Here is a 21,469-nt window from a genome sequence, read left to right as displayed (position 1 = left end):
AAATATGTTTCGTTATGTAGCGAAGGGGATGTGATGAACCGAGTTTTCCGCCATCTGATCGCCGGCGTGCTGGCGGCAGCCGTTCCGTTTTCGATTGCGGCTGCCCCGGCGCAGTCGGCGGGCGCCGGTGTTTCGAACAGCTACTCGATGGCCGACTTCGCGCAGGTGCGCAAGTACGACGCCCATTTCCACGCCAACAATGCCGACCCGGCGCTGCTGGAGCTGCTGCGCGAGGACGGTTTCCAGGTGTTGTCGATCAACGTCGACTACCCGGATTTCCCCAGCATCGCGCAGCAACACACGATTGCGCTGGCGCTGGCTGCGAAGGATCCGGCGCATTTCCATTGGGCCACCACGTTTTCGATGAAGGGCTTCGGCACGCCGGGCTGGGCCGACAAGGTCGACGCGAAGCTGGCGCAGGACGTGGCCAGCGGTGCGCTCGCGGTGAAGATCTGGAAGAACGTGGGGCTGGTGGAGCGGAACGCCGCCGGCAAGCTGATCATGCTGGACGACCCGGGTCTGGTGCCGGTGGTCGAGCAGGTGCGCACGCTTGGCATGGCCTTGATCGACCACCAGGGCGAGCCGCGCAATTGCTGGCTGCCGCTGGATCAGATGACCACCGACAACGATCGCGAGTACTTCAGCAATCATCCCGATTACTACATGTACCTGCACCCGGAGATGCCCGGCTACGAGGACCTGATGGCCGCGCGCGACCGCTTCGTGGCCGCCAACCCGAAGCTGCGTTTCGTGGGCGCGCACATGGCCAGCCTGGAATACGACGTCGACCGGCTGGGCGCGTTCCTGGACCGGTTTCCCAATGCGACCGTCGACCTGGCCGCACGCATGAGCCAGGTGCAGTACCAGTCGGTGCGCGGCCGCGAGAAAGTGCGCAACTTCTTCATCCGCTATCAGGACCGGCTGCTGTACGGCACCGACCTGACCTTCGGCCCGGACGCCAAGGCCGAGGAATTCAAGCGCGAAGCGCACGGCGCGTGGACGTCCGACTGGCGTTACCTTGCCACCGGCGAAACCCAGCGGATCGACATGATCCACGCCGACGTGGCGGGCCTGGCGTTGCCGCGCGCGGTGATCGACAAGATCTACTACGCCAATGCGGTGCGGGTTTTTGCCGTGTCCCGGCCGGCCGATTGAGCGTGCCGGCCGCTCCCTACGCCAGCTGCAGCTTGAAGCCGAGCTGATGGCTGGCCTGGACGATATCTTCCGGCGCGTTGGTGTCCGTGATCAGCATGTCCAGCGCGGTGACGGGGACGATGCGATGCAGGCAGACCCGGCCGAATTTCGAGCTGTCGGTGATCGAAACCACCAGGCCGGCGGCTTCCACCATCTTGCGGTTGAGCAGCGCCTCGGGCTCGTAATGCGTGGTGATGCCGCGCTCCAGGTCGAAGCCGTCCACGCCCAGGAAAAGCTTGTCCACATGCAGGGCGTCCAGCGCCTCGATGGTCAGCCCGCCGTAGAACGCCATGTTGCGGCGGCGCAGTTCGCCGCCAAGCATCACGATGTTGATGTTGTGCTTTGGCGCCAGCGCCGTCAGCACGCCGAAGTCGTTGGTGACCACGGTGATTTCCGCATCCGGCAAGGCCTTGGCCAGCTCGATGGCGGTGGTGCCCGAGTCGATGGCGATGGTGTCACCCACATTGACCAGGGCCGCGGCGCAGACGCCGATGCGGCGCTTTTCGTCCAGATGGGTGGTGCTTTTCGCTTCGTAGTTGGGCTCGGCCAGCGTGCCGTTGATGACGCCGCTGTCGATCGCGCCGCCGTAAGCGCGCGACATCACCCCGCGTTCGGCCAGATAACGCAAGTCCTTGCGCACGGTTTGCGCACTCACGCCGAAACGATCGACGAGGGTGGAGACCTGGACGCTTCCTTGCTGGCGGACGAGTTCGCTGATCTGGAGGCGTCGTTGACTGGTGTCGCGGGTCGCGGCCATGGAGTGTTCCGACGGGTGGGTGAAAGTATGCCGCATTTCGATATATTTCGCTATTGATACAAAACGAAACATGCTTTAGGCTCGATTTCGTTGTTTAGACGTTAGGCCCAAACACCCGCTTCCGAGGAGAGAACCCCGTGAATGCCGCATCCTTCCGCCAGAACATGTTGTTTTATGCCGTAGCGCTTGCCCTGTTGGCGCCGACGGTGGCTCTATCCCAGACCGTGCCGGGAAACACAAACGGGGCGCCGGATTCGCAGACGCAGCCCGAGTCGACGGCTGCATCAGGCGATGATGCCGTCGCCCTGGGTGCCATCACGGTGACGGGCGTCCAGGCCAGCCTGGCGCGCTCGGCCGATCTCAAGCGCTACGCGGGCACGGTGCAGGATTCCATCAGTGCCCTGGAACTGGGCAAGTTCCCCGACAACAACGTGGCCGATTCGCTCAGCCACATCACCGGCGTGGCCATTACGCGCACCGCCGGCGGCGAAGGTCAGCGGGTGAGCGTGCGCGGCCTGGGGCCGGAATACACGCTGACCACGTTCAACAACCGCATCCTCGCCACCGACGGCGCCGGCCGCGATTTCGCGTTCGACGTGTTGCCCGCCGACGTCATCAGTGGCGCCGACGTGATCAAGGGCGCCCAGGCGTCGCTGACCGAAGGCGCGATCGGCGGCCTGATCAACCTGCGCTCGGCCAGCCCGTTCGACAAAAAGGGCACGCACGGCATCGTGCGGCTGGAGGGCGATCGCAACCAGATGTCCGAGCTCAACGGGCGCAAGCTCTCGGCCACCTTCAGCACCACCTTCGCCAACGACACCATGGGCGTGCTGCTGGGCGTGGTCGAAGCCAAGCGCAAGGACCGCACCGACGTCGCCGGCAACGACGGTGGCTGGACGCGCAACCCCGATCCCAGCGACCCGAACTGGGGCGGCAATGCCTGGGGCGGCAACATCGACCTCAACGGCAACGACGAGCTGGACCCGAACGAGTACGGCCTCATCGCCCCGGGCCAGTTCCGCGTCGGGTCGATCCTGGAAGACAAGAAGCGCAGTGCCTATTCCGGCAAGTTCGAGTGGCACCCGAGCGACACCGTGCGCATCGTGGTGGATGGCCTGAAAACCCGCCTGGATTCGCCGCAGGTGTCCTACCAGCAGTCGTACTACACGCTGTTCGCGCCGGGCCGCTGGTCCGACATGACGGTGAAGAACGGCATCGTCACCGACTTCACCATGAACAACCCGGACCCGGATCAGCGGCTCAACCCGGAGCTGCTGAACCAGACCGAATACCGCGTGGTCGACACCGAGCTCTACGGCCTCAACGGCGAATGGAAGGTCACCCCCGACCTGACCCTGACCGGCGACGTCTACCGCTCCACCTCGAAGCGTCATTCCGGTGGCCAGGACACCTACGTCGTCCTGCGCATGAACAAGCCGAACACGGCGCACATCAGCCTGGGGCCCAACGCGGTGCCCAATGTCGACATCCATTTCGACGACGGTCGCGACCTTGCCACCGGGCTGGCCGACGGCCAGTTCACCGAGTCGGACCTCAACAGCCATTACATGGAGCTGCGTGGCGACAACATCGACGACAAGATCACCGGCGCCACCGTGTCCGGCAAGCTGTTCATCGGTAAATTCGGCGTGGACCAGCTGCGCTTTGGCGTGACCCGCACCGAGCGCGAGAAATCGCGCGACCTGGTCAACAACACCCTCAACGGCGGCGCGGATTACTACGCGGACAACTACGCCATCAACGTGGGCGACCTGGGCGGCAACGTGATCTCGCACACGTTCAACGTGCCGCATTTCATGGACGGCGTGCACAGCAGTTTCCCGCGCAGCTTCCTGGCCTTCGACGTACCCAATTACCTGGCGCAGTTGCGCGCGTATGACGGTCATCCGCGTCCGGGCGGCGGTACCTACGACTTCTCCATGGCGGCGCCGGCGTGGAACCCGCTGCAGAGCTACCGGGTCAGCGAGAAGACCAATGCCTTCTTCGTCCAGGCCGACATGTCGGGCGATCACTGGGACGGCGACGTGGGCGTGCGCCTGGTCAAGACGAACACCAACGCGCAGGCGTGGGACGCCAAGATCCTCGGCATCGTCGAGAACGGTGCGTTCAATTACACCGCGACCTACGCGGAGCCGACGCCGATCAGCGAAGACGCGGACTACACCTATGTGTTGCCGTCGGCCAACTTCACCTGGCACTTCACCGACGACCTGCAATTGCGCGCGGGCGTGGCCAAGACCATGGCGCGTCCGTCGGTCGATACGCTGGCACCCACCAACACCACCGAAAGCGTCTCCTGGGGCGAGTTCACCCAGATCTACGGCGGCAACGTGGATCTGAAGCCCTACACGGCGACGCAGGGCGACCTGTCGCTGGAGTGGTATTTCTCGGATCACTCCATCGCCAACGTGGCCGTGTTCTACAAGGACATCAAGAACCAGATCACCACCAGCTGGGAGCCGGGTCAGGACATCGGCGTGCCGGGATACCTGTTCAATGTGATGCGCCCGATCAACGGCGATCACGCCAAGGTCAAGGGTCTGGAGCTGGGCCTGCAGCACTTCTGGGACAACGGTTTCGGCGTGCGCGGCCAGTACACCCGCAATCTCTCGAGCAGCTGGGTGGAGGGCGAGAAGCGTCCGCTCGAAGGTATTGCCCCGGCAACGTATTCGCTGGGTGTGATGTACGAGAAGGGCAAGTGGTCGCTGGGTGTCAACGCCGACCGCACGGACGGCTTCGTCTCCGCGATCAACGTCCTGGGCACCGGCTACAACGAGAAGGCCGACCCGCTCACCTGGCTGACGGCGCACGTGTCATACGACATCAACGACATGTTCAGCGTCACGCTCGACGGCAACAACCTGCTGGATGAGGCGCAGACCACCAGCATCAATGGCAATCCGCTGCTGACCCAGAGCTACTACCGCTACGGCCGCTCCTACACGCTGGGCGTGAGCTTCCGGTTCTAGTCGACGTCAGTCGCATCCCGATCTTTCCCCTGCTTCGTCGCTGACCGTCCTCCCCCGGTCGGCGGCGGGGCGGGGGAAGGTGTTTGGCGCAGCGGATCAAACGCGGGCGCGGCATGGGCCCGGCGGTACAATGCGGCATGGATATCTTCAAAGTCTTCAACGTCGAAGCGGCGCATCGGCTGCCGAATGTTCCGGCCGGGCACAAATGTTCGCGCCTGCACGGCCACTCGTTCCGGGTGGAAATCCACGTCAGTGGCGAGCCGGGTGCCGACACCGGCTGGGTGATGGACTTCGCCGACGTCAAGGCCGCGTTCGCACCGATCTACGACCAGCTCGACCATCACTACCTCAACGACATCGAGGGGCTGGACAACCCCACCAGCGAGCGCCTGTCGATCTGGATATGGGATCGCCTGAAGCCGGCGTTGCCGCTGTTGTCCGAAGTCGTGGTGCATGAAACCTGCACCTCGGGATGTCGCTACCGCGGGCCATCCACCGCGCGTTGAGGTTTCGCGCCAGTAGGCCGGCTTGCCCGCCACGCCGCCTGCGGCTCATCGGGTCACTTCGATCTCCCTCGCTACTTCGTCGGCTCATTTCTGACGCGATGCGAAAGAGCGGGCTTCGATAGATAAGTGCAAGCGTTAAATGAATATTTTCCAACTGAGGCCGGGGTGGCCGAAGAAATATGTTGCAATGCACAAAGATTGTCGCTAATCTTTGCCTCACTACCCCATCCTCAACGAGGACTTAGATCATGACGCAGCAGATCAATCAGTTTTTCGACTACGCCAAACAGTTCTCCGACAACGCCTTCAAGGCGCAGACGCTCGCCCTGAAGGGCCTGCAGACGGTCGCCGAACTGCAGTTCAAGGAATTGCAGCGCCAGGCCGGCGCGACCGCCGACTTCGTTGCGGCCGTGCAGGAAACCCGTGACATCGACGGCCTGCGCAGCCTGTGGGAAAAGGGCGCCAGCGTGAGCCGCGAGAACGCCGAGCAGGCCGTTGCCGTGTCGCAGGAAGTGATCGCCATCTCGCAGAAGACCGCCCAGTCGCTGGGCGCCCTGGTGCAGGAACAGCGCCAGGCCGCGAATGACGCCGCTGCGCCGGTCGGTCGCAAGGCTGCCGCCAAGTAATCTGTAAAAACTCCCCCCGTGTGCGAGTCTTGGGCCGGACAGATCCCCACTGTCCGGCCCTTTCTTTGCCATCGATTCCTGGCTCGCGAGTGGTCTGCAAGCCGCCTCACGGCAGGGTGAAGAACAAAATGTCGCACCCCGGCGGCTTGTCGCTGGAATGCGCCCACTGATATACTTCGCCGGATCGGATCGTGGCCCGTAGCTATCGGTGCCGCCTGGTGTAAACCGCGCGGAGGCCTTGCGTGCTCAACAGTCTTGCCACCGGTCGCCGTCTCGCTTTGCGTACCTCGCTGCTGCAGCTTGCTGTGGCAGTTTTGGCCGGAGTGGCATTTCTGGCACAGGGACCTCGCGAGGCGATAGCGGCCGCTGCAGCTGCAACGATGGTGGCGCTGGGTACCGCGCTGTTGTCGGTGCGGTTTTTCAGTGGCTTGCACGGTGCGCGCATGGCGTTGAGCCGCTTGCTGACGGGCATGCTCCTGAAGTGGATCGTGATCGTCGGGGGGCTGGTCGTGATCCTGTTCCAATTCAAGTTGCCGCCACCGGCTGCCATTACCGGGCTGGTGGCTGCCTTCGCGGTTTATCTGCTGGCGTTCAGATTCAAGGGTTGAGACATGGCAAGCGAGCCGACTGGCGGCCTCACCGAATACATCCAGCACCACCTGACCCATCTCGTGCCGCATTCGAGCCCCGATGGCTTCTGGGCAGTGCATCTCGATTCGGTCACGATTTCGCTGGCGCTGGGCGTGCTGTTCTGCCTGTGGTTCTGGCTGAAGGCGCGCAAGGCCACGGCCGGCGTGCCGGGCAAGGGCCAGGCGTTCGTGGAGATCGTGCTGGAATTCGTCGACGGCCAGGTCAAGGACGTGTTCCATGGCGATCGTCGCGTGCTGGGCCCGCTGGCGCTGACCGTGTTCATCTGGGTATTCCTGATGAACGCGATGGATCTGCTGCCGGTGGATCTGCTGCCGTGGATCACCGAGATGTTCGGCATCGGCCATTTCCGCGCCGTGCCCACCGCCGATATCAACATGACCTTCGCGATGTCGCTGACGGTGTTCGTGCTGATCATCTTCTACAGCTTCAAGGCCAAGGGCGCCGGCGGCTACATGCGCGAGCTGTTCACCGCCCCGTTCGGCAAGCACCCGCTGCTGTGGCTGCCCAACTTCGCACTGAACCTGGTCGAGCTGGCGTCCAAGCCGGTCAGCCTGGCGATGCGACTGTTCGGCAACATGTACGCGGGCGAGCTGGTGTTCATGCTGATCGCCGGCCTGTTCAGCGCCGGTGCCGGCCTGGCGGGCTGGGCCTTGTATGGCGCGGGCATCATCGGCTACACGGTGTGGGGCATTTTCCACATCCTGATCATCTCGATTCAGGCATTTATCTTCATGGTGCTGACGATCGTCTACATCTCGATGGCACACGATCACCACTGATCCGCGCACCTCGAATTCTTCGCTTCATCCGTTTTGACTTCAGCTTGTATTTCTCAGGAGATCACCGTGGAACATCTCGTTCAGTTTGCACAAATCCAGGGCTTCACCGCTATCGCGCTCGGCCTGATCATCGGCTTCGGTGCGCTCGGTGCCTGTATCGGTATCGGCATCATGGGTTCGAAGTTCCTCGAAGCCGCCGCCCGTCAGCCTGAGCTGGTGCCGCTGCTGCAGGGCCGCATGTTCCTGCTGGCCGGTCTGATCGACGCGGCGTTCCTGATCGGTGTGGCGCTGGCGATGTACTTCGCCGTGGCCAACCCGCTGCTGGGTTCGGTGCTGTCGGCTGCTGGCGCGGGCCAGTAAGCAACGCTCTTCCGGTGGCGCCGTTGCGGCGCCACCGTGTTTCCGGCCTGGGCTGCATGAAGCCCGGGTCCGTTCCACTCCGTATTTACAGGTAACGCAGCGATGAATTTCAACGCGACCTTGATTGGCGAAATGCTTTCGTTCGCCATCTTGATCTGGTTCTGCGTCCACTTCATCTGGCCGCATATCACCAAGGCCATTGAAGACCGGCAAGTAAAGATCGCCGAAGGTCTGAGTGCGGCCGAGCGTGCGCACGCGGAGCTGAAAAGCGCCGACGTGAAAGTGCAGGCCGAGATCAAGGTGGCGCGTCAGCAGGCCTCCGAGATCATCGACAAGGCCCAGCAGCAGGCCAACCAGATCATCGACAAGGCCCGCGGTGATGCGGTTGCCGAGATCAACCGGCTGAAGGCCACCGCGCAGGACGACATCGCCTCGATGGCGCAGCGCGCCCGCGACCAGCTGCGCGAGCAGGTTGGTGCGTTGGCGGTGCAGGGTGCCAGCAAGATCGTGCAGCGCGAGGTTGATGCCTCGACGCACAAGGCCCTGCTCGACCAGCTCGCGGCCGAGATCTGACCATGGCGCAATCCGTCACTCTCGCCCGTCCCTACGCGCGCGCCGCTTTCGAAGTAGCGCGCGCGGCTGGCTCGCTGGGCGCGTGGTCGCAATCGCTGGCGTTTGCCGCAGCGGTGGCGGGCGACGCGCGCGTGAGCGGCCTCGGCAATGATCCGCGGGTACTGCCGTCGCAACTGGTGGCGCTGCATCTGCCGGCTGGCGTGGCGGTCGATGCGCCGTTCGGCCAGTTCCTGACCGAGATGGCCGAACAGCGTCGCCTGGGCTTGCTGCCCGAGGTGGCTGAATTGTTCGAAACGCTCAAGCGCGAGTCCGAGTCGCAGTTGCTGGTCAAGGTGACCAGCGCGATGGCACTGGACGCGGCGCAGGCGGAGCAGTTGAAGGCGTCGCTGAAGCGCCGCTTCCATCGCGAGATCGAACTGGAAACCTCGGTCGATGCCACGCTGCTGGCTGGCGCCATCATCGACACCGGCACGGAAGTAATCGACGGCTCGGCGCGCGGACGTCTCGCGCAGCTGGCCGGCGCGCTGAGTTGAATAGACGCGAAGTCCGTTTCGCGAAGGGCAAAAACTGGCCATTCATGGCCGGAAAAATTGATTAAACGCGAAGTCTGTTTCGCGGAGAGCACAACCGGTCATGCATGACCGGACGCTTCGAAAAAGCATTCAAAATCCGGGATAGGCAACCATGTCCAGTACAACACTGAATCCGTCCGAGATCAGCGAACTGATCAAGAGCCGCATTGAGCAGTTCAAGCTCGGCGCCGAAGCACGCAACGAAGGCACGATCATCAGCGTGTCCGACGGCATCGTGCGCATCCACGGCCTGGCCGACGCGATGCAGGGCGAAATGATCGAGCTGCCGGGCAACGCGTTCGCGCTGGCGCTGAACCTGGAGCGCGACTCGGTCGGCGCCGTGGTGCTGGGCGAATACCAGCACCTGCGCGAAGGCGACACCGCCAAGACCACCGGCCGCATCCTCGAAGTGCCGGTTGGCCCGGAGCTGCTTGGCCGCGTCGTCGACGCGCTGGGCAACCCGATCGACGGCAAGGGTCCGATCAACGCCAAGCTCACCGCCGAAGTCGAGAAGGTCGCGCCCGGCGTGATCTGGCGCAAATCGGTCGACCAGCCGCTGCAGACGGGCTACAAGTCGATCGACGCGATGATCCCGGTTGGCCGTGGCCAGCGCGAGCTGATCATCGGCGACCGCCAGACCGGCAAGACCGCGGTGGCGATCGACGCGATCATCGCGCAGAAGGGTTCGGGCGTTAAGTGCATCTACGTGGCGATCGGCCAGAAGCGTTCGTCGGTGGCCAACGTGGTGCGCAAGCTGGAAGCGCACGGCGCGCTGGCGCACACCATCGTGGTGGTGGCCTCGGCCTCCGAGTCGGCCGCGCTGCAGTACGTGGCGCCGTATGCCGGTTGCGCGATGGGCGAGTACTTCCGCGATCGCGGCGAAGACGCGCTGATCGTGTACGACGATCTGTCCAAGCAGGCGGTGGCGTATCGCCAGATCTCGTTGCTGCTGAAGCGTCCGCCGGGCCGTGAGGCGTATCCGGGCGACGTGTTTTATCTCCACTCGCGTCTGCTCGAGCGCGCCTCGCGCGTGTCCGAAGCCTACGTCGAGAAATTCACCAATGGCGAAGTGAAGGGCAAGACCGGCTCGCTGACCGCACTGCCGATCATCGAAACCCAGGGCGGCGACGTTTCGGCGTTCGTGCCGACCAACGTGATCTCGATCACCGACGGTCAGATCTTCCTGGAAACCGACCTGTTCAACGCCGGTATCCGTCCCGCCGTGAACGCCGGTATCTCGGTGTCCCGCGTCGGCGGCGCCGCGCAGACCAAGATCGTGAAGAAGCTGTCCGGCGGCGTGAAGCTGGCGCTGGCGCAGTACCGCGAGCTGGCCGCCTTCGCGCAGTTCGCCTCGGACCTGGACCCGGCCACCCGCGCCCAGCTGGATCGTGGCCAGCGCGTGGTCGAGCTGATGAAGCAGGGCCAGTACGCGCCGCTGTCGATCGCCGAGCTGGCCTTGTCGGTGTACGCGGCCGAGAAGGGCTACCTGGACGACCTGCCGGTCGCCAAGGTGCTGCCGTTCGAGAAGGGCCTGCACGCCTTCATGCACCAGAACCACGCCGACCTGATGAAGACCATCGTCGCCACCGGCAACTGGGACAAGGACATCGAAGCCACCTTCAAGGCCTCGCTGGACGAGTACAAGAAAACCGGTAGTTGGTAAGGGAACCGGGATTCGGCATTTGGAATTCGGGATTCGGTAAAAGCTTGAGTGTGCGGCTTCTACAAATCCCGAATCCCGAATCCCAAATCCCCCGAGTGAGCAAAGCGAGCGAGTAAAGCATGGCCAGCGGACGCGAAATCAAAACCAAGATCAAGAGCACGCAGAACATGCGCAAGGTGACGCGCGCGCTCGAAATGGTCTCGGCTGCCAAGATCCGCCGCGCGCAGGACCTGATGAAGGCCTCGCGCCCGTATGCCCGCGCCATGCGCAAGGTGATCGCGCACGTGGCCCAGGCCAGCACGGATTTCAGCCATCCGTTCCTGACCGAGCGCAACAACGTGGCGCGGGTCGGCTACATCGTGGTGTCGACCGATCGCGGCCTGTGCGGCGGCCTCAACTCCAACCTGTTCCGCCGCCTGTTGCCGGCGATTGCCGACTGGCAGAAGCAGGGCGTGCAGGTGGACGTGGTGGCGGTCGGGCAGAAGGCGGTGGCGTTTTTCCGTCGCATCAAGGGCGTCAACCTGATAGGCAGCGTGACCCATCTGGGCGAGAAGCCGAAGCTGGAACAGCTGGTGGGCGTGATCAAGGTGATGATGGACGCGTACCAGGCCAACGGGCTGGACCGCGTGTTCCTGGCCTACAACGACTTCGTCAACACGATGGTGCAGAAGCCGACGATCGACGCGCTGTTGCCGCTGCCGCTGGTGGCCGCGGAGATGGAGGCACACCAGGAGGCCGGTGAATCGGCCTACGCCGGTGTGAAGCTGGAAGCGACCAACGACTGGGACTACCTGTACGAGCCCGACGCGCAAACCGTGCTGGAGCACGTGCTGGGACGCTATATCGAGTCGGTGGTGTACCAGTCGGCGCTGGAGAACCTGGCCAGCGAGCACGCCGCGCGCATGGTGGCCATGAAGGCCGCGTCGGACAACGCGAACAAGGTGATTGACGAACTGACGCTGGTCTACAACAAGGCACGCCAGGCCGCGATCACGCAGGAAATCTCGGAAATCGTCGGCGGCGCGGCGGCTGTATAAGTGCGATCGTCCGTGATCGCAAAGCAAGATCAAAAAGCGGCCATCCATGGCCGCACTCCTAGTAAGAGCGACGCATCATCGGCGCTTTGTAAAGAACCTCAAGAGTTACATCCGGAGCTATCAGCATGAGCCAGGGCAAAGTTGTTCAGATCATCGGCGCGGTCGTCGACGTGGAATTCCCGCGTGACCAGGTGCCGCAGGTGTACGACGCACTGAAAATCGACGGCACCGACATCACGCTGGAAGTGCAGCAGCAGCTCGGCGACGGCATCGTGCGTACCATCGCGCTGGGTTCCACCGAAGGCCTGAAGCGCGGCCTGCAGGCGCGCAACACCGGCGAAGGCATCAAGGTGCCGGTCGGCAAGGCCACGCTGGGCCGCATCATGGACGTGCTCGGCAACCCGATCGACGAAGTCGGTCCGATCGAGGCCGAGGATCAGTGGGTCATCCACCGCGAAGCGCCGACGTACGACGAGCAGGCCGCCGCGAACGACCTGCTGGAAACCGGCATCAAGGTGATCGATCTGGTCTGCCCGTTCGCCAAGGGCGGCAAGGTCGGCCTGTTCGGCGGCGCCGGCGTCGGCAAGACCGTGAACATGCTGGAGCTGATCAACAACATCGCCACCCAGCACGCCGGTCTGTCGGTGTTCGCCGGCGTGGGCGAGCGCACCCGCGAAGGCAACGACTTCTACCACGAGATGCAGGAAGCAGGCGTCGTGAAAATCGACAACCTGCCCGAGTCGAAAGTGGCGATGGTCTACGGCCAGATGAACGAGCCGCCGGGCAACCGCCTGCGCGTGGCGCTGACCGGCCTGACCATGGCGGAATACTTCCGTGACGAGAAGGACGAGAACGGCAAGGGCAAGGACGTGCTGTTCTTCGTCGACAACATCTACCGCTACACGCTGGCCGGTACCGAAGTATCCGCGCTGCTGGGCCGCATGCCGTCCGCGGTGGGCTACCAGCCGACCCTGGCCGACGAGATGGGCGTGCTGCAGGAGCGCATCACCTCGACCAAGACCGGCTCGATCACGTCGATCCAGGCCGTGTACGTGCCCGCGGATGACTACACCGATCCGTCGCCGGCCACCACCTTCGCGCATCTGGATTCGACCGTGGCGCTGTCGCGCGACATCGCCAGCCTGGGCATCTACCCGGCGGTGGACCCGCTGGCCTCGACCAGCCGCCAGCTCGATCCGCTGGTGATCGGCCAGGAGCACTACGATGTGGCCCGCCGCGTGCAGGGCACGCTGCAGCGCTACAAGGAGCTGAAGGACATCATCGCGATTCTCGGCATGGACGAGCTCTCCGAGGAAGACAAGCAGGCCGTGTCGCGTGCGCGCAAATGCGAGCGCTTCTTCTCGCAGCCGTTCCACGTGGCCGAAGTGTTCACCGGCTCGCCGGGCAAGTACGTGTCGCTGGCCGAAACCATCCGCGGCTTCAAGATGATCGTCGACGGCGACGTCGACCACATCCCCGAGCAGGCGTTCTACATGGTCGGCGGCATCGACGACGCAATCAAGAAAGCCGAGGAAATGGGCGCGAAGAAGGCGGCGTAAGCCGCCTTCCGGGAATCGGGAATGGAGAATCGGGAATCGGTAAAGGCAACAACGCCGGTTCGCCCCCGCTCCTGACTATTCCCGATTCCCGATTCCCCATTCCCGTCGAGCAAAGCGAGACAAAGAAATGACTCAAACCATTCGCGTCGACATCGTCAGTGCCGAAGCCGAGATTTTCTCCGGCGACGCGACGATGGTCGTGGCCACCGGCGAGCTGGGCGAGCTGGGCATCACGCCGCGCCACGCGCCGCTGATCACCCGCCTCAAACCCGGCCACGTCGATGTGCTGCTGGCCGGTGGCGAACGGCAGCAGTTCTATGTTTCCGGCGGCATGCTGGAAGTGCAGCCACAGGTCGTCACCGTGCTGGCTGACACCGCCGCGCGTGCCAGCGACCTGGACGAGGCGTCCGCGTTGCGCGCCAAGCAGGAGGCCGAAGCCGCCCTGGCCAATCGCACCGAGGCGCTGGATGTCGCCGAGGCGCAGACCAAGCTGGCCGAGGCGATGGCCCAGCTGCAGGCGCTCGAGCGTCTGCGCAAGACCCTCAAGCACTGATTTCCGGTCCATCGGAAAGCCACGAAGCGCCGGCCTTGTGCCGGCGTTTTCGTGTGGGCACCATGCAGCTTTGGCCGCAGGGAAGGACGCCGATGATGAAACGGGCAACCATGGTGCGCATCAGCTTCGGCAGCCTGCTGGTATGGCTGGCCGGTTGCGTGGCCACCAAGCCGCTACCGACACCCCCGCCCACCGGCGAAGCCTCCTGGCATGAGGTGGCCGAGCCCGGCACGGAGCACTACCAGCTGGCGATGGGCGAAGTGTCCAGCGGCGCCACGCCATTCAAGCGCGTGACCCCCACCTACCCGGCCAGCCTGCTCAGCACCTGCCCGCCGCCGCAGGACGTGCAGGCCATGCTGATCGTGGATGACAAGGGAGCGGTGAGCGAGGTGCGCGTGGCGGGCGAGGCGCAGGCTGATGCGGGCCGCCGTGCGTTCATCGCTGCCGTACGCGCCGCCGCGCTGCAATGGGAATTCAACCCGCTGACCATCGACCGCTGGGCGGCTGATGCCGAAGGCGAGAGCCATGTGGTGGAAAGCGAGACCAAGCCGTTCAGTCTCGACTACGTATTCCACTTCGAATGCCACGCCGGCAAGGCGGCGGTATCGACAGCGCCGACGAAGTCCTGAAACTGCTTCTGTGGGAGCGACTTCAGTCGCGATGCTTCTGCCCTGGAGCCCCAAAGAAAGAGCATCGCGACTGAAGTCGCTCCCACAAAGGAAGTAGTGAAGACCCCGCTCCGCCTTGTGTCAGCGGATCTTGCTCAGGATGCCTTCGAGCTCGTCGTTGCTGTGGTAGTGGATCACCAGCTTGCCGCGGCCACCGCGGCCTTGCGCCAGTTCCACCCGCGCGGCCAGGCGCTCGCCCAGTTCGCGTTCCAGGTCGGTGACGTTGGGGTCGCGGGACGGGCTGTTCTTCGCCTTGCCCTTCGGCTCGGTCTGCGCGCGGCGTGCGGCCTCCTCCAGCTCGCGTACCGTCCAGCCGTTGCGCGAGGCTTCCAGCGCCAGCGCTTCGGCATCGCGCTCGGGCAGGGTCAGCAGGCAGCGGGCGTGGCCCATTTCCAGCTTGCCCTCGTCCAGCAGTTTCTTGATCGAGGCGGGCAGTTCGGTGAGCCGCAGCAGGTTGGAGACCGCGGCGCGCGAGCGGCCCACGGCATCGGCGGCTTGCTGGTGGGTGAGGTCGAAATCGTCGATCAGCCGCTTCAGCGCGTCGGCCTCTTCCAGCGGGGTGAGATCCTCGCGCTGGATGTTCTCGATCAGTGCCATCGCGGGCACGGATTCTTCCGGTACGCGCTTGACCAGCGCGGGCAGTTCGGCCAATTGCGCGCGTTGCGCCGCACGCCAGCGCCGCTCACCGGCGATCAGCTCGTAGCTGTTCTTGCCCAGCGCCCGCACCACCACCGGCTGGATCAGGCCCTGCGCCTTGATCGACGCGGCCAACTCCTCCAGCGCCTCTTCGTTCCAGTGCCGCCGCGGCTGGTATTTGCCGGGCTGGATCTGCTGGATCGGCAGCACGCGCAGCTCGCCTTCCTGTTCGGTCAGCGGCGGGGTGTCCGGGCCGTCGCCGCCGAGCAGGGCGTCGAGCCCGCGTCCAAGCCCACGTTTTTTTGCAGCGGCCATGCTTATTCCTGGTGAATGCCGGCGACGGCGTCATGCGTTACCGGGTGTTCGTGATCATGCGTGGCGGCATCGGCTGCCGCGCCGGCGGCGGCCTGATTGCGTTCACGCCGGATCATCTCGCCGGCCAGGCCGACATAGGCGATCGCGCCACGCGAGCTGCGGTCGTACAGATGAATCGGCTGGCCGTGGCTGGGCGCTTCGGCCAGGCGCACGTTGCGCGGGATGATCGAGCGCAGCACCTTGTCGCCGAAATGCTGGGTGAGCTGGGCGGAAACCTCGTTGCCCAGGTTGTTGCGCACGTCGTACATGGTGCGCAGCAGGCCTTCCACTTCCAGCGTGGGGTTCAGGCGTTGGCGCACCGCCTTGATGGTTTCGAGCAGGCTGGACAGGCCTTCCAGCGCGAAATACTCGCATTGCACCGGAATCAGCACGCCATTGGCGGCGGTCAACGCATTCAAGGTCAGCAGGTTCAGCGAGGGCGGGCAGTCGATCAGGATGGTGTCGTAGTCGCCGGTCACCTTCGCCAGTTGTTCCTTCAGCCGGTGCTCGCGCGCCAGTGCATCCATCAGCTTCAGCTCGGCGGCGGTGAGGTCGCCGTTGCCGGGCAGCAGGTCGTAGTGTGCGTCGGTGGCCACGATCGCTTCGGCGACGGTGGCCTCTTCCAGCAACACGTCGCAACCGTTGGGGCGGTGGTCGCGCTTGCTGATCCCCGACGCCATCGTGGCGTTGCCCTGCGGGTCCAGGTCCACCAGCAATACCTTGCGTTTCGCGGCGGCCAATGCCGCAGCGAGGTTGACTGCCGTGGTGGTCTTGCCGACGCCGCCCTTCTGGTTGGCGACAGCGATGATGCGGGCCATGGATGGTAGCTACCGTGCGCGGGAACCCCTAGTGTAATGCGTCGCCCAGCCCCGCGCTGTCCGTCACCTGGCGGATGTGCGCTCGATCACCAGCAGGTGGCGTTCGGCGGGCAGGCCAGGCACGGCCAGTTCATGCGTGCTGCGAACGGCGAACCCGGGCGGGATGCCGGGCAGTTCGTCGTCGGGGCGCTTGCCCTTCATCGCCAGCCAGATACCGCCCGGCGCCAGCAACTGGCCGCCCCAGCCCAGCATGTCGGCGAGGCTGGCGAAGGCGCGCGCGGTCACGCAGTCGTACTGGCCCTCGACGTCTTCCACCCGTGATTGTAGTGCGCGCACCCCATCGAGCCTGAGCGCGCGGATCGCCTCGCGCAGGAAGCGCACCTTCTTGCCATTGGAGTCCACCAGCAGGATCTCGCGCCCCGGCGCGGCAATCGCCAGCACGATCCCCGGCAGTCCCGGGCCGGTGCCCAGGTCGGCCAGGGTGGCGCCTTGCACGTAGGGCAGTATCGCCAGCGAATCCAGCAGGTGGCGGGTGACCATTTCCGCCGGATCGCGCACGGCGGTGAGGTTGTAGGTGGCGTTCCAGCGCTCCAGCAGCGCTTGGTAATCCAGCAGCCGTGAAACCGCGTCGGCCGGCAGTTGCAAACCCAGTTGATCGATGCCCTGTTCGAGCCGTGCCTGCAAGGCGTCGCGCGCTGCCATGGTGATTCCTGAAACGTGGGTGGTAGGAGCGACTTCAATCGCGACCGCGCACGGTGGTGGCGGTCGAGTCGCTGCGGTGCCGCGGCAGTATCCCGTTCACGCGGCACGGATGCCAGCGCGTCGCCCAACAAAAACCCGCCGGACGGCGGGTCGGTTCGCGCTGGGTGCCTGATGTGATCAAGCCAGGTCGAGATCCACCCGCGTGACCATCATGCCGCGTTCGCGCAGGGCGCTGTTCAACGCCTGCTTCATCCGCGTACCCATTACTTGGCGGTCGGCGGCTTCCCCGGCCAGCGGCTCGTCGTGCATGGCGGCGATGGCCCCGCGGCGGATCAACTGGTCGACCTGATCGATCACCGCGTCGGCGCGCTCAGGTTCCAGCACCTGCCAATACACGGTGCCGCGGACGTCATGGGTGTTGTCGGCCATCGACTCTTCCAGCCGCAGCACCTGGCCGGCGAGGTTGATCTTGTGCGCCACGCGCTCCAGCAGCGGCATCACCATGTGCACGCCCGGCTGCAGCAGCCGGGCCGGCTTCCCGAGCCGATGCAGGCTGTAGACCTGTCCGGTGGGCACATGCTTGATCGCGCTGGCGAGCAGTGCCAGTGCGGACCCCAGAACCATGACCGAAATGAGCGTGTTCATCTTATTAAAACAGCCACTTGGCTGTTATTTCCTCGTCCAGTACAACAACTTAAGGGTACAGGCGGACCTGGTGTGAAATATTAACGGACATTTAACCCGAGAGCCAGACCGAAACAAGGCTTGTAGCCAACGGTGCCCCTTTTCATCCCTCATCCGGCTCGTTTTTCGTAGAAACGCTTACTTAACGCTTCGGCCGGCGCCCGGAGATCTTTAGCCGATGCTTGACGCTTGGCGATCTTTTGTGTCACCGCACGTCAATCGCGCATCGGATTTCGCTCGCCACGGGCGTGGCGAGCTGCCGCCACCCGTTCGAAGCAAGAAAAGTGCCCGCCGTGGCCGGCGTGCGGCAGGTGAAGTAAGGTAACGGCCCGCGACACAGAGGCAGCGAGCACGTGACAGGCGAGAGGCAGCAGGGTGATCAGGCCACGGTCGTCGTGGTCATGGGCGTATCCGGTTCGGGCAAGACCACCATGGCCAGAGAGCTGGCGCAGAAGCTGGGCTGGGCGTTCCTCGAGGGCGACAGCGTGCATCCGCCGGCGAACGTCGCAAAGATGAGCGCGGGCACGCCGCTGAACGACGAGGATCGCTGGCCGTGGCTGCAGGCGATCGCCGAGTGGATGTCGCAACGGCTGCAACGCGGTGAAAGCGCCGTCGTGGCGTGCTCGGCACTGCGCCGCGTCTACCGCGACTGCTTGCGCCAGGCCGGCGCCGGCGTGCGTTTCGCCTACCTGCACGTACCCCACGACGAGCTGGCCCGGCGCATGCGCAGCCGCAACCACTTCATGCCGCCGTCGCTGCTGGACAGCCAACTGGCCACGCTGGAAGAACCGGGCGCGGACGAGGATGCTTTGCGGGTCAGCGAGGAACACGGCGTGGAGGCAAGTCTGGCCGCCATTATCGACTGGGCCTGCCGTCCGTCCGCCCATGCGAGTGCACCGGCGGACGAACGATAAACCGGTTTGCCGGCGCATCCCTCGATGCGAGGTGATGGCGCCGGCAGGGTTCGCCTCAGAACTTGCCGGCGCGGAAGTCGGCGATGGCTGCCTGGATCTGCTCGGGTGTATTCATCACGAACGGTCCGTAGCGCGCGACGCGCTCGTTGAGCGGTTTGCCGGCGACCACCAGCAGGCGTGAGGGTTGCGCGCCGCCGGTCAGTTGCAGCGTGTCGCCGTCGGACAGCACGCCCAGTTCGCTGCGCTGCAGCTGTTCGCCGCCAACGATGGCTGATTCGCCGTCGAACACATAGGCGAAACCGTGGTGGCCGGCGGGCAAGTCCAGCGCCAGCTGTGCGCCCGGTTGCAGCGCGATGTCGAGATAGATCGGTGCGGTGACCACGCCTTCGACCGGGCCGGTGGCGCCGGCCAGTTCGCCGGCGATCACCTTGACCTCGACGCCCTCGGCCGGGTGCACCACCGGGATCCGCTCGGGGCCGATGTCCTGGTAGCGCGGGGCCGTCATCTTGTCGCTGGCCGGCAGGTTCACCCAGAGCTGGAAACCCCACATCAGGCCGTTCTCCTGCTGCGGCATTTCCGAATGCAGGATGCCGCGACCGGCCGTCATCCACTGCACGCTGCCGGGTGTGAGGTCACCCCTGTTGCCGTGGTTGTCGTGATGCTGCATGCGGCCAGCCAGCATGTAGGTGACGGTTTCGAAGCCGCGATGCGGATGCTCGGGGAAGCCGGCGATGTAGTCGTCGGCACTGTCGGAACGGAATTCGTCCAGCAGCAGGAACGGGTCGAGCATGTCCAGTCCGGGCTGGCCGATGATGCGTTTGAGCTTCACGCCGGCGCCGTCTGAAGTATCGGTGCCGCGGATGCGGTGGGTGATGGTGCGATCGCTCATGGGATCCTCCGGCTGGAAAACATGCCTGCCAAGATGGCCCTGTTCGCGCTTCAATCCAAGCGCGATGGTCGGAACGGATCGTTCCGCCGCGGCGACAATGGCGGGAGCGGGAAGTGAGCGAAGAGGAGTGGGCGCGAAGCGGCACCGATCTTCTCTCACCCCGGCCTTTTCAATGCACCCAGTGCCCGCTGCGCTGGCGCGGCGGCGAGTGGTCGTCGTCGTTGCCCGGGCGCTGCTGCAGCACCATCGTCTCCACCTCCGCCTCGGTGGCCGGCTTGGCTTGCCAGTACTGGTTGACCGCCACCAGCACGGCAGCCACCTGTGCCAGGCATTCGTCGTATTCGTCGTCGCTGAGTTTCTCGAACTCGGCGTCGGCACTGAGCACGCCTTCGTCGACCGCCAGCGCCATCACCGGCCCCAGCAGTTCCATCAGTTGCGGGTCTTCGCTGAGGCGGCTTTCCCACAGGCCGGCACGCAGGTCGATGCCGCGGCTGAAGCCTTCGCACCAGCCCGCGGCGGACAGCATCATGCCGGTTTCCAGTTCCACCTCACCCAGGATCGGCTCGTACGCATCCACGTCGAGCTCGGCGCTGATCGAGTCGTTGAGCTTGGCCAGCAACGCCAGCACGCGGTTGCCCTCGGCCTCGTCGGCGAAGGGTTCGTGCAGCACTTCGGGCAGCCACTCCTCCGGCAGCACCAGCAGGGGGCCGACCGCCAGCGCGCTGAGCAGGCCATGCACGCCGTCGAGCAGCAGGTCGTCCGCGCCCGTGTGGGCGCGCAGGTAGCGGTCCAGTTCATCCAGTTCGCTGTCGTCCAGCGAGCTGGGCCATTCACTCTTGGCAGTCATCTCAAAACCTGTTCGTGGTCGCATCGCGCCCGTTGCGTGCAGCACGGGCGGCAGGGAAAGTGTACGTCGGTGCCGGATGATCGCCGGATGACGAGGCAGGCGGACGCGTTCACCGGCAGGCCTCCAGATCGAGCTCGAGCATCACCGGGGTGTGATCGGAGGGCCGCTCCCAGCGTCGTGGTTCGCGGTCGATGGTGGCGGCGCGGGCGACGGATTTGAGGGCTTCGCCGATCAGGATCAGGTCGATGCGCAGGCCCAAATTGCGGCGGAACGCGGCCTGGCGGTAATCCCACCAGCTGTAGTGGCCGGGTTCGGATTCGAACAGGCGGAAGCTGTCGTGCAGGCCCAGGTCGGTGATCGCCTTCAGGCCCGCCCGCTCCGGCGGTGAGCACAGGATGTCCTCGCCCCATGCCGCCGCGTCGTAGACGTCGCGGTCGTCCGGGCAGATGTTGAAATCGCCCAGCACGACCAGTCGTGGATGACGGGTCAGTTCGTCGGCCAGGAAGTCGCGCACCCGCGCCAGCCAGTCCAGCTTGTACGCGTATTTCGGGTCGCCCACTGCCTTGCCGTTGACGACGTACAGGTTCACCACGCGCAACCCGCCCACGCTGGCAGCCAGGATGCGCCGCTGCGGGTCGTCCAGGCCGGGGATGTCGGTGACGATGTCGCGCGGCTCGTCGCGGGCCAGGATGGCGACGCCGTTATAGGTTTTCTGGCCGGAAAACACCGCCTGATATCCGGCAGCCGCCAGCTCGTCGACGGGAAACTTCGCGTCTTCCAGCTTGGTTTCCTGCAGCGCCACCACATCGGGCTGCGCATCGGCCAGCCACTGGGTCAGGTGCGGCAGCCGCACCTTCAGTGAATTGACGTTCCACGAGGCAATTTTCATTCAGCCATTGTAGGCGATGAACGGATGGAAACCGGAGGAAACGGCGCCGTCAGGCGGTTTGGCAGGCTTGTCGGGCGGAGTGTTCCAGTGGTGCCGACGAGGCGCAAAACCCACGGGAAACTATATTCACCAAAAGCTTGCATTCCAGTGTATGCTGGCGAGGCAGGGGTTTGGGGCAACCCAGAGTGCCTGCTTCTATTGCGGTCAAGTGCATTTCGCTCCAAGCCGCAAACCATCAATGCTTCAAA

The 21,469-nt window shown here is 64.7% G+C and carries 23 protein-coding genes; 15 read left to right on the top strand and 8 right to left on the bottom strand.

The window, feature by feature from the left end; translation table 11 throughout:
• The first annotated feature begins 33 nt into the window (after positions 1-33).
• A complete protein-coding gene (locus ASD68_RS11135) occupies positions 34-1,155 on the top strand; it encodes an amidohydrolase family protein (RefSeq protein WP_056606700.1) in 1,122 nt (373 codons plus the stop codon).
• 16 nt (positions 1,156-1,171) lie between these two features.
• Here the strand turns inward: ASD68_RS11135 and ASD68_RS11130 are convergent, their stop codons facing one another.
• On the bottom strand, positions 1,172-1,951 hold the full coding sequence (locus ASD68_RS11130) for a DeoR/GlpR family DNA-binding transcription regulator (protein ID WP_056082975.1): 780 nt from the start codon (positions 1,949-1,951) through the stop codon (positions 1,172-1,174).
• Positions 1,952-2,088: 137 nt separating this feature from the next.
• Here ASD68_RS11130 and ASD68_RS11125 point away from each other — a divergent pair, with 137 nt between their 5' ends.
• The 13 genes from ASD68_RS11125 to ASD68_RS11065 all read left to right on the top strand — a co-directional run bounded on the left by ASD68_RS11125 (position 2,089) and on the right by ASD68_RS11065 (position 14,449).
• Complete coding sequence (locus ASD68_RS11125) at positions 2,089-4,941, top strand: TonB-dependent receptor (protein ID WP_056606697.1); 2,853 nt, start codon at positions 2,089-2,091, stop codon at positions 4,939-4,941.
• A 137-nt stretch (positions 4,942-5,078) separates the two neighbouring features.
• The gene (gene queD / locus ASD68_RS11120) at positions 5,079-5,447 is read left to right on the top strand and encodes a 6-carboxytetrahydropterin synthase QueD (RefSeq protein ID WP_056606696.1); all 369 of its coding nucleotides are present in this window, start codon (positions 5,079-5,081) and stop codon (positions 5,445-5,447) included.
• Positions 5,448-5,695: 248 nt separating this feature from the next.
• Positions 5,696-6,073 (top strand): phasin family protein, encoded by a 378-nt coding sequence (locus tag ASD68_RS11115; RefSeq protein WP_007082356.1) that lies wholly within the window; start codon positions 5,696-5,698, stop codon positions 6,071-6,073.
• Positions 6,074-6,315: 242 nt separating this feature from the next.
• Positions 6,316-6,681 (top strand): hypothetical protein, encoded by a 366-nt coding sequence (locus ASD68_RS11110; RefSeq protein WP_056082966.1) that lies wholly within the window; start codon positions 6,316-6,318, stop codon positions 6,679-6,681.
• A gap of 3 nt (positions 6,682-6,684) precedes the next feature.
• A complete protein-coding gene (atpB, locus tag ASD68_RS11105) occupies positions 6,685-7,503 on the top strand; it encodes a F0F1 ATP synthase subunit A (RefSeq protein ID WP_056082963.1) in 819 nt (272 codons plus the stop codon).
• Positions 7,504-7,569: 66 nt separating this feature from the next.
• Positions 7,570-7,863 (top strand): F0F1 ATP synthase subunit C, encoded by a 294-nt coding sequence (atpE, locus tag ASD68_RS11100; RefSeq protein WP_007082359.1) that lies wholly within the window; start codon positions 7,570-7,572, stop codon positions 7,861-7,863.
• 102 nt (positions 7,864-7,965) lie between these two features.
• On the top strand, positions 7,966-8,436 hold the full coding sequence (locus ASD68_RS11095; RefSeq protein ID WP_007082360.1) for a F0F1 ATP synthase subunit B: 471 nt from the start codon (positions 7,966-7,968) through the stop codon (positions 8,434-8,436).
• A 2-nt stretch (positions 8,437-8,438) separates the two neighbouring features.
• Positions 8,439-8,969, top strand: a complete 531-nt coding sequence (locus ASD68_RS11090; protein ID WP_056606693.1) for a F0F1 ATP synthase subunit delta — start codon at positions 8,439-8,441, stop codon at positions 8,967-8,969.
• Positions 8,970-9,120: 151 nt separating this feature from the next.
• Entirely contained in the window at positions 9,121-10,671 is a 1,551-nt protein-coding gene (atpA, locus tag ASD68_RS11085; protein WP_056606689.1) for a F0F1 ATP synthase subunit alpha, read from the top strand.
• A 119-nt stretch (positions 10,672-10,790) separates the two neighbouring features.
• Positions 10,791-11,708 (top strand): F0F1 ATP synthase subunit gamma, encoded by a 918-nt coding sequence (gene atpG / locus ASD68_RS11080; RefSeq protein WP_056606686.1) that lies wholly within the window; start codon positions 10,791-10,793, stop codon positions 11,706-11,708.
• A gap of 125 nt (positions 11,709-11,833) precedes the next feature.
• On the top strand, positions 11,834-13,267 hold the full coding sequence (gene atpD, locus ASD68_RS11075) for a F0F1 ATP synthase subunit beta (protein WP_056606683.1): 1,434 nt from the start codon (positions 11,834-11,836) through the stop codon (positions 13,265-13,267).
• 127 nt (positions 13,268-13,394) lie between these two features.
• Positions 13,395-13,820, top strand: a complete 426-nt coding sequence (locus ASD68_RS11070; protein ID WP_056082948.1) for a F0F1 ATP synthase subunit epsilon — start codon at positions 13,395-13,397, stop codon at positions 13,818-13,820.
• A 95-nt stretch (positions 13,821-13,915) separates the two neighbouring features.
• Positions 13,916-14,449, top strand: coding sequence for a hypothetical protein (locus tag ASD68_RS11065; RefSeq protein ID WP_235578719.1), 534 nt, complete (start codon positions 13,916-13,918; stop codon positions 14,447-14,449).
• A 120-nt stretch (positions 14,450-14,569) separates the two neighbouring features.
• Here ASD68_RS11065 and ASD68_RS11060 read toward each other — a convergent pair whose 3' ends face one another.
• From ASD68_RS11060 to ASD68_RS11045, 4 genes are all read right to left on the bottom strand, one after another.
• On the bottom strand, positions 14,570-15,439 hold the full coding sequence (locus ASD68_RS11060; protein ID WP_056606677.1) for a ParB/RepB/Spo0J family partition protein: 870 nt from the start codon (positions 15,437-15,439) through the stop codon (positions 14,570-14,572).
• 2 nt (positions 15,440-15,441) lie between these two features.
• Complete coding sequence (locus ASD68_RS11055) at positions 15,442-16,296, bottom strand: ParA family protein (RefSeq protein WP_056082938.1); 855 nt, start codon at positions 16,294-16,296, stop codon at positions 15,442-15,444.
• 63 nt (positions 16,297-16,359) lie between these two features.
• Positions 16,360-16,998: a 16S rRNA (guanine(527)-N(7))-methyltransferase RsmG gene (gene rsmG, locus ASD68_RS11050; RefSeq protein WP_056606675.1), complete on the bottom strand. Its 639-nt coding sequence runs from the start codon at positions 16,996-16,998 to the stop codon at positions 16,360-16,362.
• Positions 16,999-17,175: 177 nt separating this feature from the next.
• On the bottom strand, positions 17,176-17,643 hold the full coding sequence (locus ASD68_RS11045; RefSeq protein ID WP_056606672.1) for an SPFH domain-containing protein: 468 nt from the start codon (positions 17,641-17,643) through the stop codon (positions 17,176-17,178).
• Positions 17,644-18,035: 392 nt separating this feature from the next.
• Between ASD68_RS11045 and ASD68_RS11040 the strand changes: the two genes are divergently transcribed.
• The gene (locus tag ASD68_RS11040) at positions 18,036-18,596 is read left to right on the top strand and encodes a gluconokinase (RefSeq protein WP_235578718.1); all 561 of its coding nucleotides are present in this window, start codon (positions 18,036-18,038) and stop codon (positions 18,594-18,596) included.
• Positions 18,597-18,651: 55 nt separating this feature from the next.
• On the opposite strand, the gene ASD68_RS11035 is transcribed toward ASD68_RS11040, so the two are convergent.
• The 3 genes from ASD68_RS11035 to xth all read right to left on the bottom strand — a co-directional run bounded on the left by ASD68_RS11035 (position 18,652) and on the right by xth (position 21,221).
• On the bottom strand, positions 18,652-19,485 hold the full coding sequence (locus ASD68_RS11035) for a pirin family protein (RefSeq protein ID WP_056606667.1): 834 nt from the start codon (positions 19,483-19,485) through the stop codon (positions 18,652-18,654).
• Positions 19,486-19,654: 169 nt separating this feature from the next.
• Complete coding sequence (locus ASD68_RS11030; protein ID WP_056082916.1) at positions 19,655-20,332, bottom strand: YecA family protein; 678 nt, start codon at positions 20,330-20,332, stop codon at positions 19,655-19,657.
• Positions 20,333-20,441: 109 nt separating this feature from the next.
• Positions 20,442-21,221: an exodeoxyribonuclease III gene (xth, locus tag ASD68_RS11025; RefSeq protein WP_056082914.1), complete on the bottom strand. Its 780-nt coding sequence runs from the start codon at positions 21,219-21,221 to the stop codon at positions 20,442-20,444.
• Between the last annotated feature and the right edge of the window lie 248 nt (positions 21,222-21,469).

Origin of the sequence: Rhodanobacter sp. Root627, from assembly GCF_001427835.1 — a bacterium.
Taxonomy (GTDB): Bacteria; Pseudomonadota; Gammaproteobacteria; order Xanthomonadales; family Rhodanobacteraceae; genus Rhodanobacter; species Rhodanobacter ginsenosidimutans.
This window is presented reverse-complemented; position numbering and strand designations above follow the sequence as displayed.

Bases quoted from the DNA above. Each gene is read 5' to 3' on its own strand.
- atpB (WP_056082963.1), top strand. From the start codon at position 6,685: ATGGCAAGCGAGCCGACTGGCGGCCTCACCGAATACATCCAGCACCAC.
- atpG (WP_056606686.1), top strand. From the start codon at position 10,791: ATGGCCAGCGGACGCGAAATCAAAACCAAGATCAAGAGCACGCAGAAC.
- ASD68_RS11130 (WP_056082975.1), bottom strand. From the start codon at position 1,951: ATGGCCGCGACCCGCGACACCAGTCAACGACGCCTCCAGATCAGCGAA.
- ASD68_RS11095 (WP_007082360.1), top strand. From the start codon at position 7,966: ATGAATTTCAACGCGACCTTGATTGGCGAAATGCTTTCGTTCGCCATC.
- atpA (WP_056606689.1), top strand. From the start codon at position 9,121: ATGTCCAGTACAACACTGAATCCGTCCGAGATCAGCGAACTGATCAAG.
- ASD68_RS11030 (WP_056082916.1), bottom strand. From the start codon at position 20,332: ATGACTGCCAAGAGTGAATGGCCCAGCTCGCTGGACGACAGCGAACTG.
- ASD68_RS11070 (WP_056082948.1), top strand. From the start codon at position 13,395: ATGACTCAAACCATTCGCGTCGACATCGTCAGTGCCGAAGCCGAGATT.
- xth (WP_056082914.1), bottom strand. From the start codon at position 21,221: ATGAAAATTGCCTCGTGGAACGTCAATTCACTGAAGGTGCGGCTGCCG.
- ASD68_RS11045 (WP_056606672.1), bottom strand. From the start codon at position 17,643: ATGAACACGCTCATTTCGGTCATGGTTCTGGGGTCCGCACTGGCACTG.
- ASD68_RS11090 (WP_056606693.1), top strand. From the start codon at position 8,439: ATGGCGCAATCCGTCACTCTCGCCCGTCCCTACGCGCGCGCCGCTTTC.
- ASD68_RS11060 (WP_056606677.1), bottom strand. From the start codon at position 15,439: ATGGCCGCTGCAAAAAAACGTGGGCTTGGACGCGGGCTCGACGCCCTG.
- queD (WP_056606696.1), top strand. From the start codon at position 5,079: ATGGATATCTTCAAAGTCTTCAACGTCGAAGCGGCGCATCGGCTGCCG.
- atpD (WP_056606683.1), top strand. From the start codon at position 11,834: ATGAGCCAGGGCAAAGTTGTTCAGATCATCGGCGCGGTCGTCGACGTG.
- ASD68_RS11135 (WP_056606700.1), top strand. From the start codon at position 34: ATGAACCGAGTTTTCCGCCATCTGATCGCCGGCGTGCTGGCGGCAGCC.
- ASD68_RS11035 (WP_056606667.1), bottom strand. From the start codon at position 19,485: ATGAGCGATCGCACCATCACCCACCGCATCCGCGGCACCGATACTTCA.
- ASD68_RS11065 (WP_235578719.1), top strand. From the start codon at position 13,916: ATGAAACGGGCAACCATGGTGCGCATCAGCTTCGGCAGCCTGCTGGTA.
- rsmG (WP_056606675.1), bottom strand. From the start codon at position 16,998: ATGGCAGCGCGCGACGCCTTGCAGGCACGGCTCGAACAGGGCATCGAT.
- ASD68_RS11115 (WP_007082356.1), top strand. From the start codon at position 5,696: ATGACGCAGCAGATCAATCAGTTTTTCGACTACGCCAAACAGTTCTCC.
- ASD68_RS11055 (WP_056082938.1), bottom strand. From the start codon at position 16,296: ATGGCCCGCATCATCGCTGTCGCCAACCAGAAGGGCGGCGTCGGCAAG.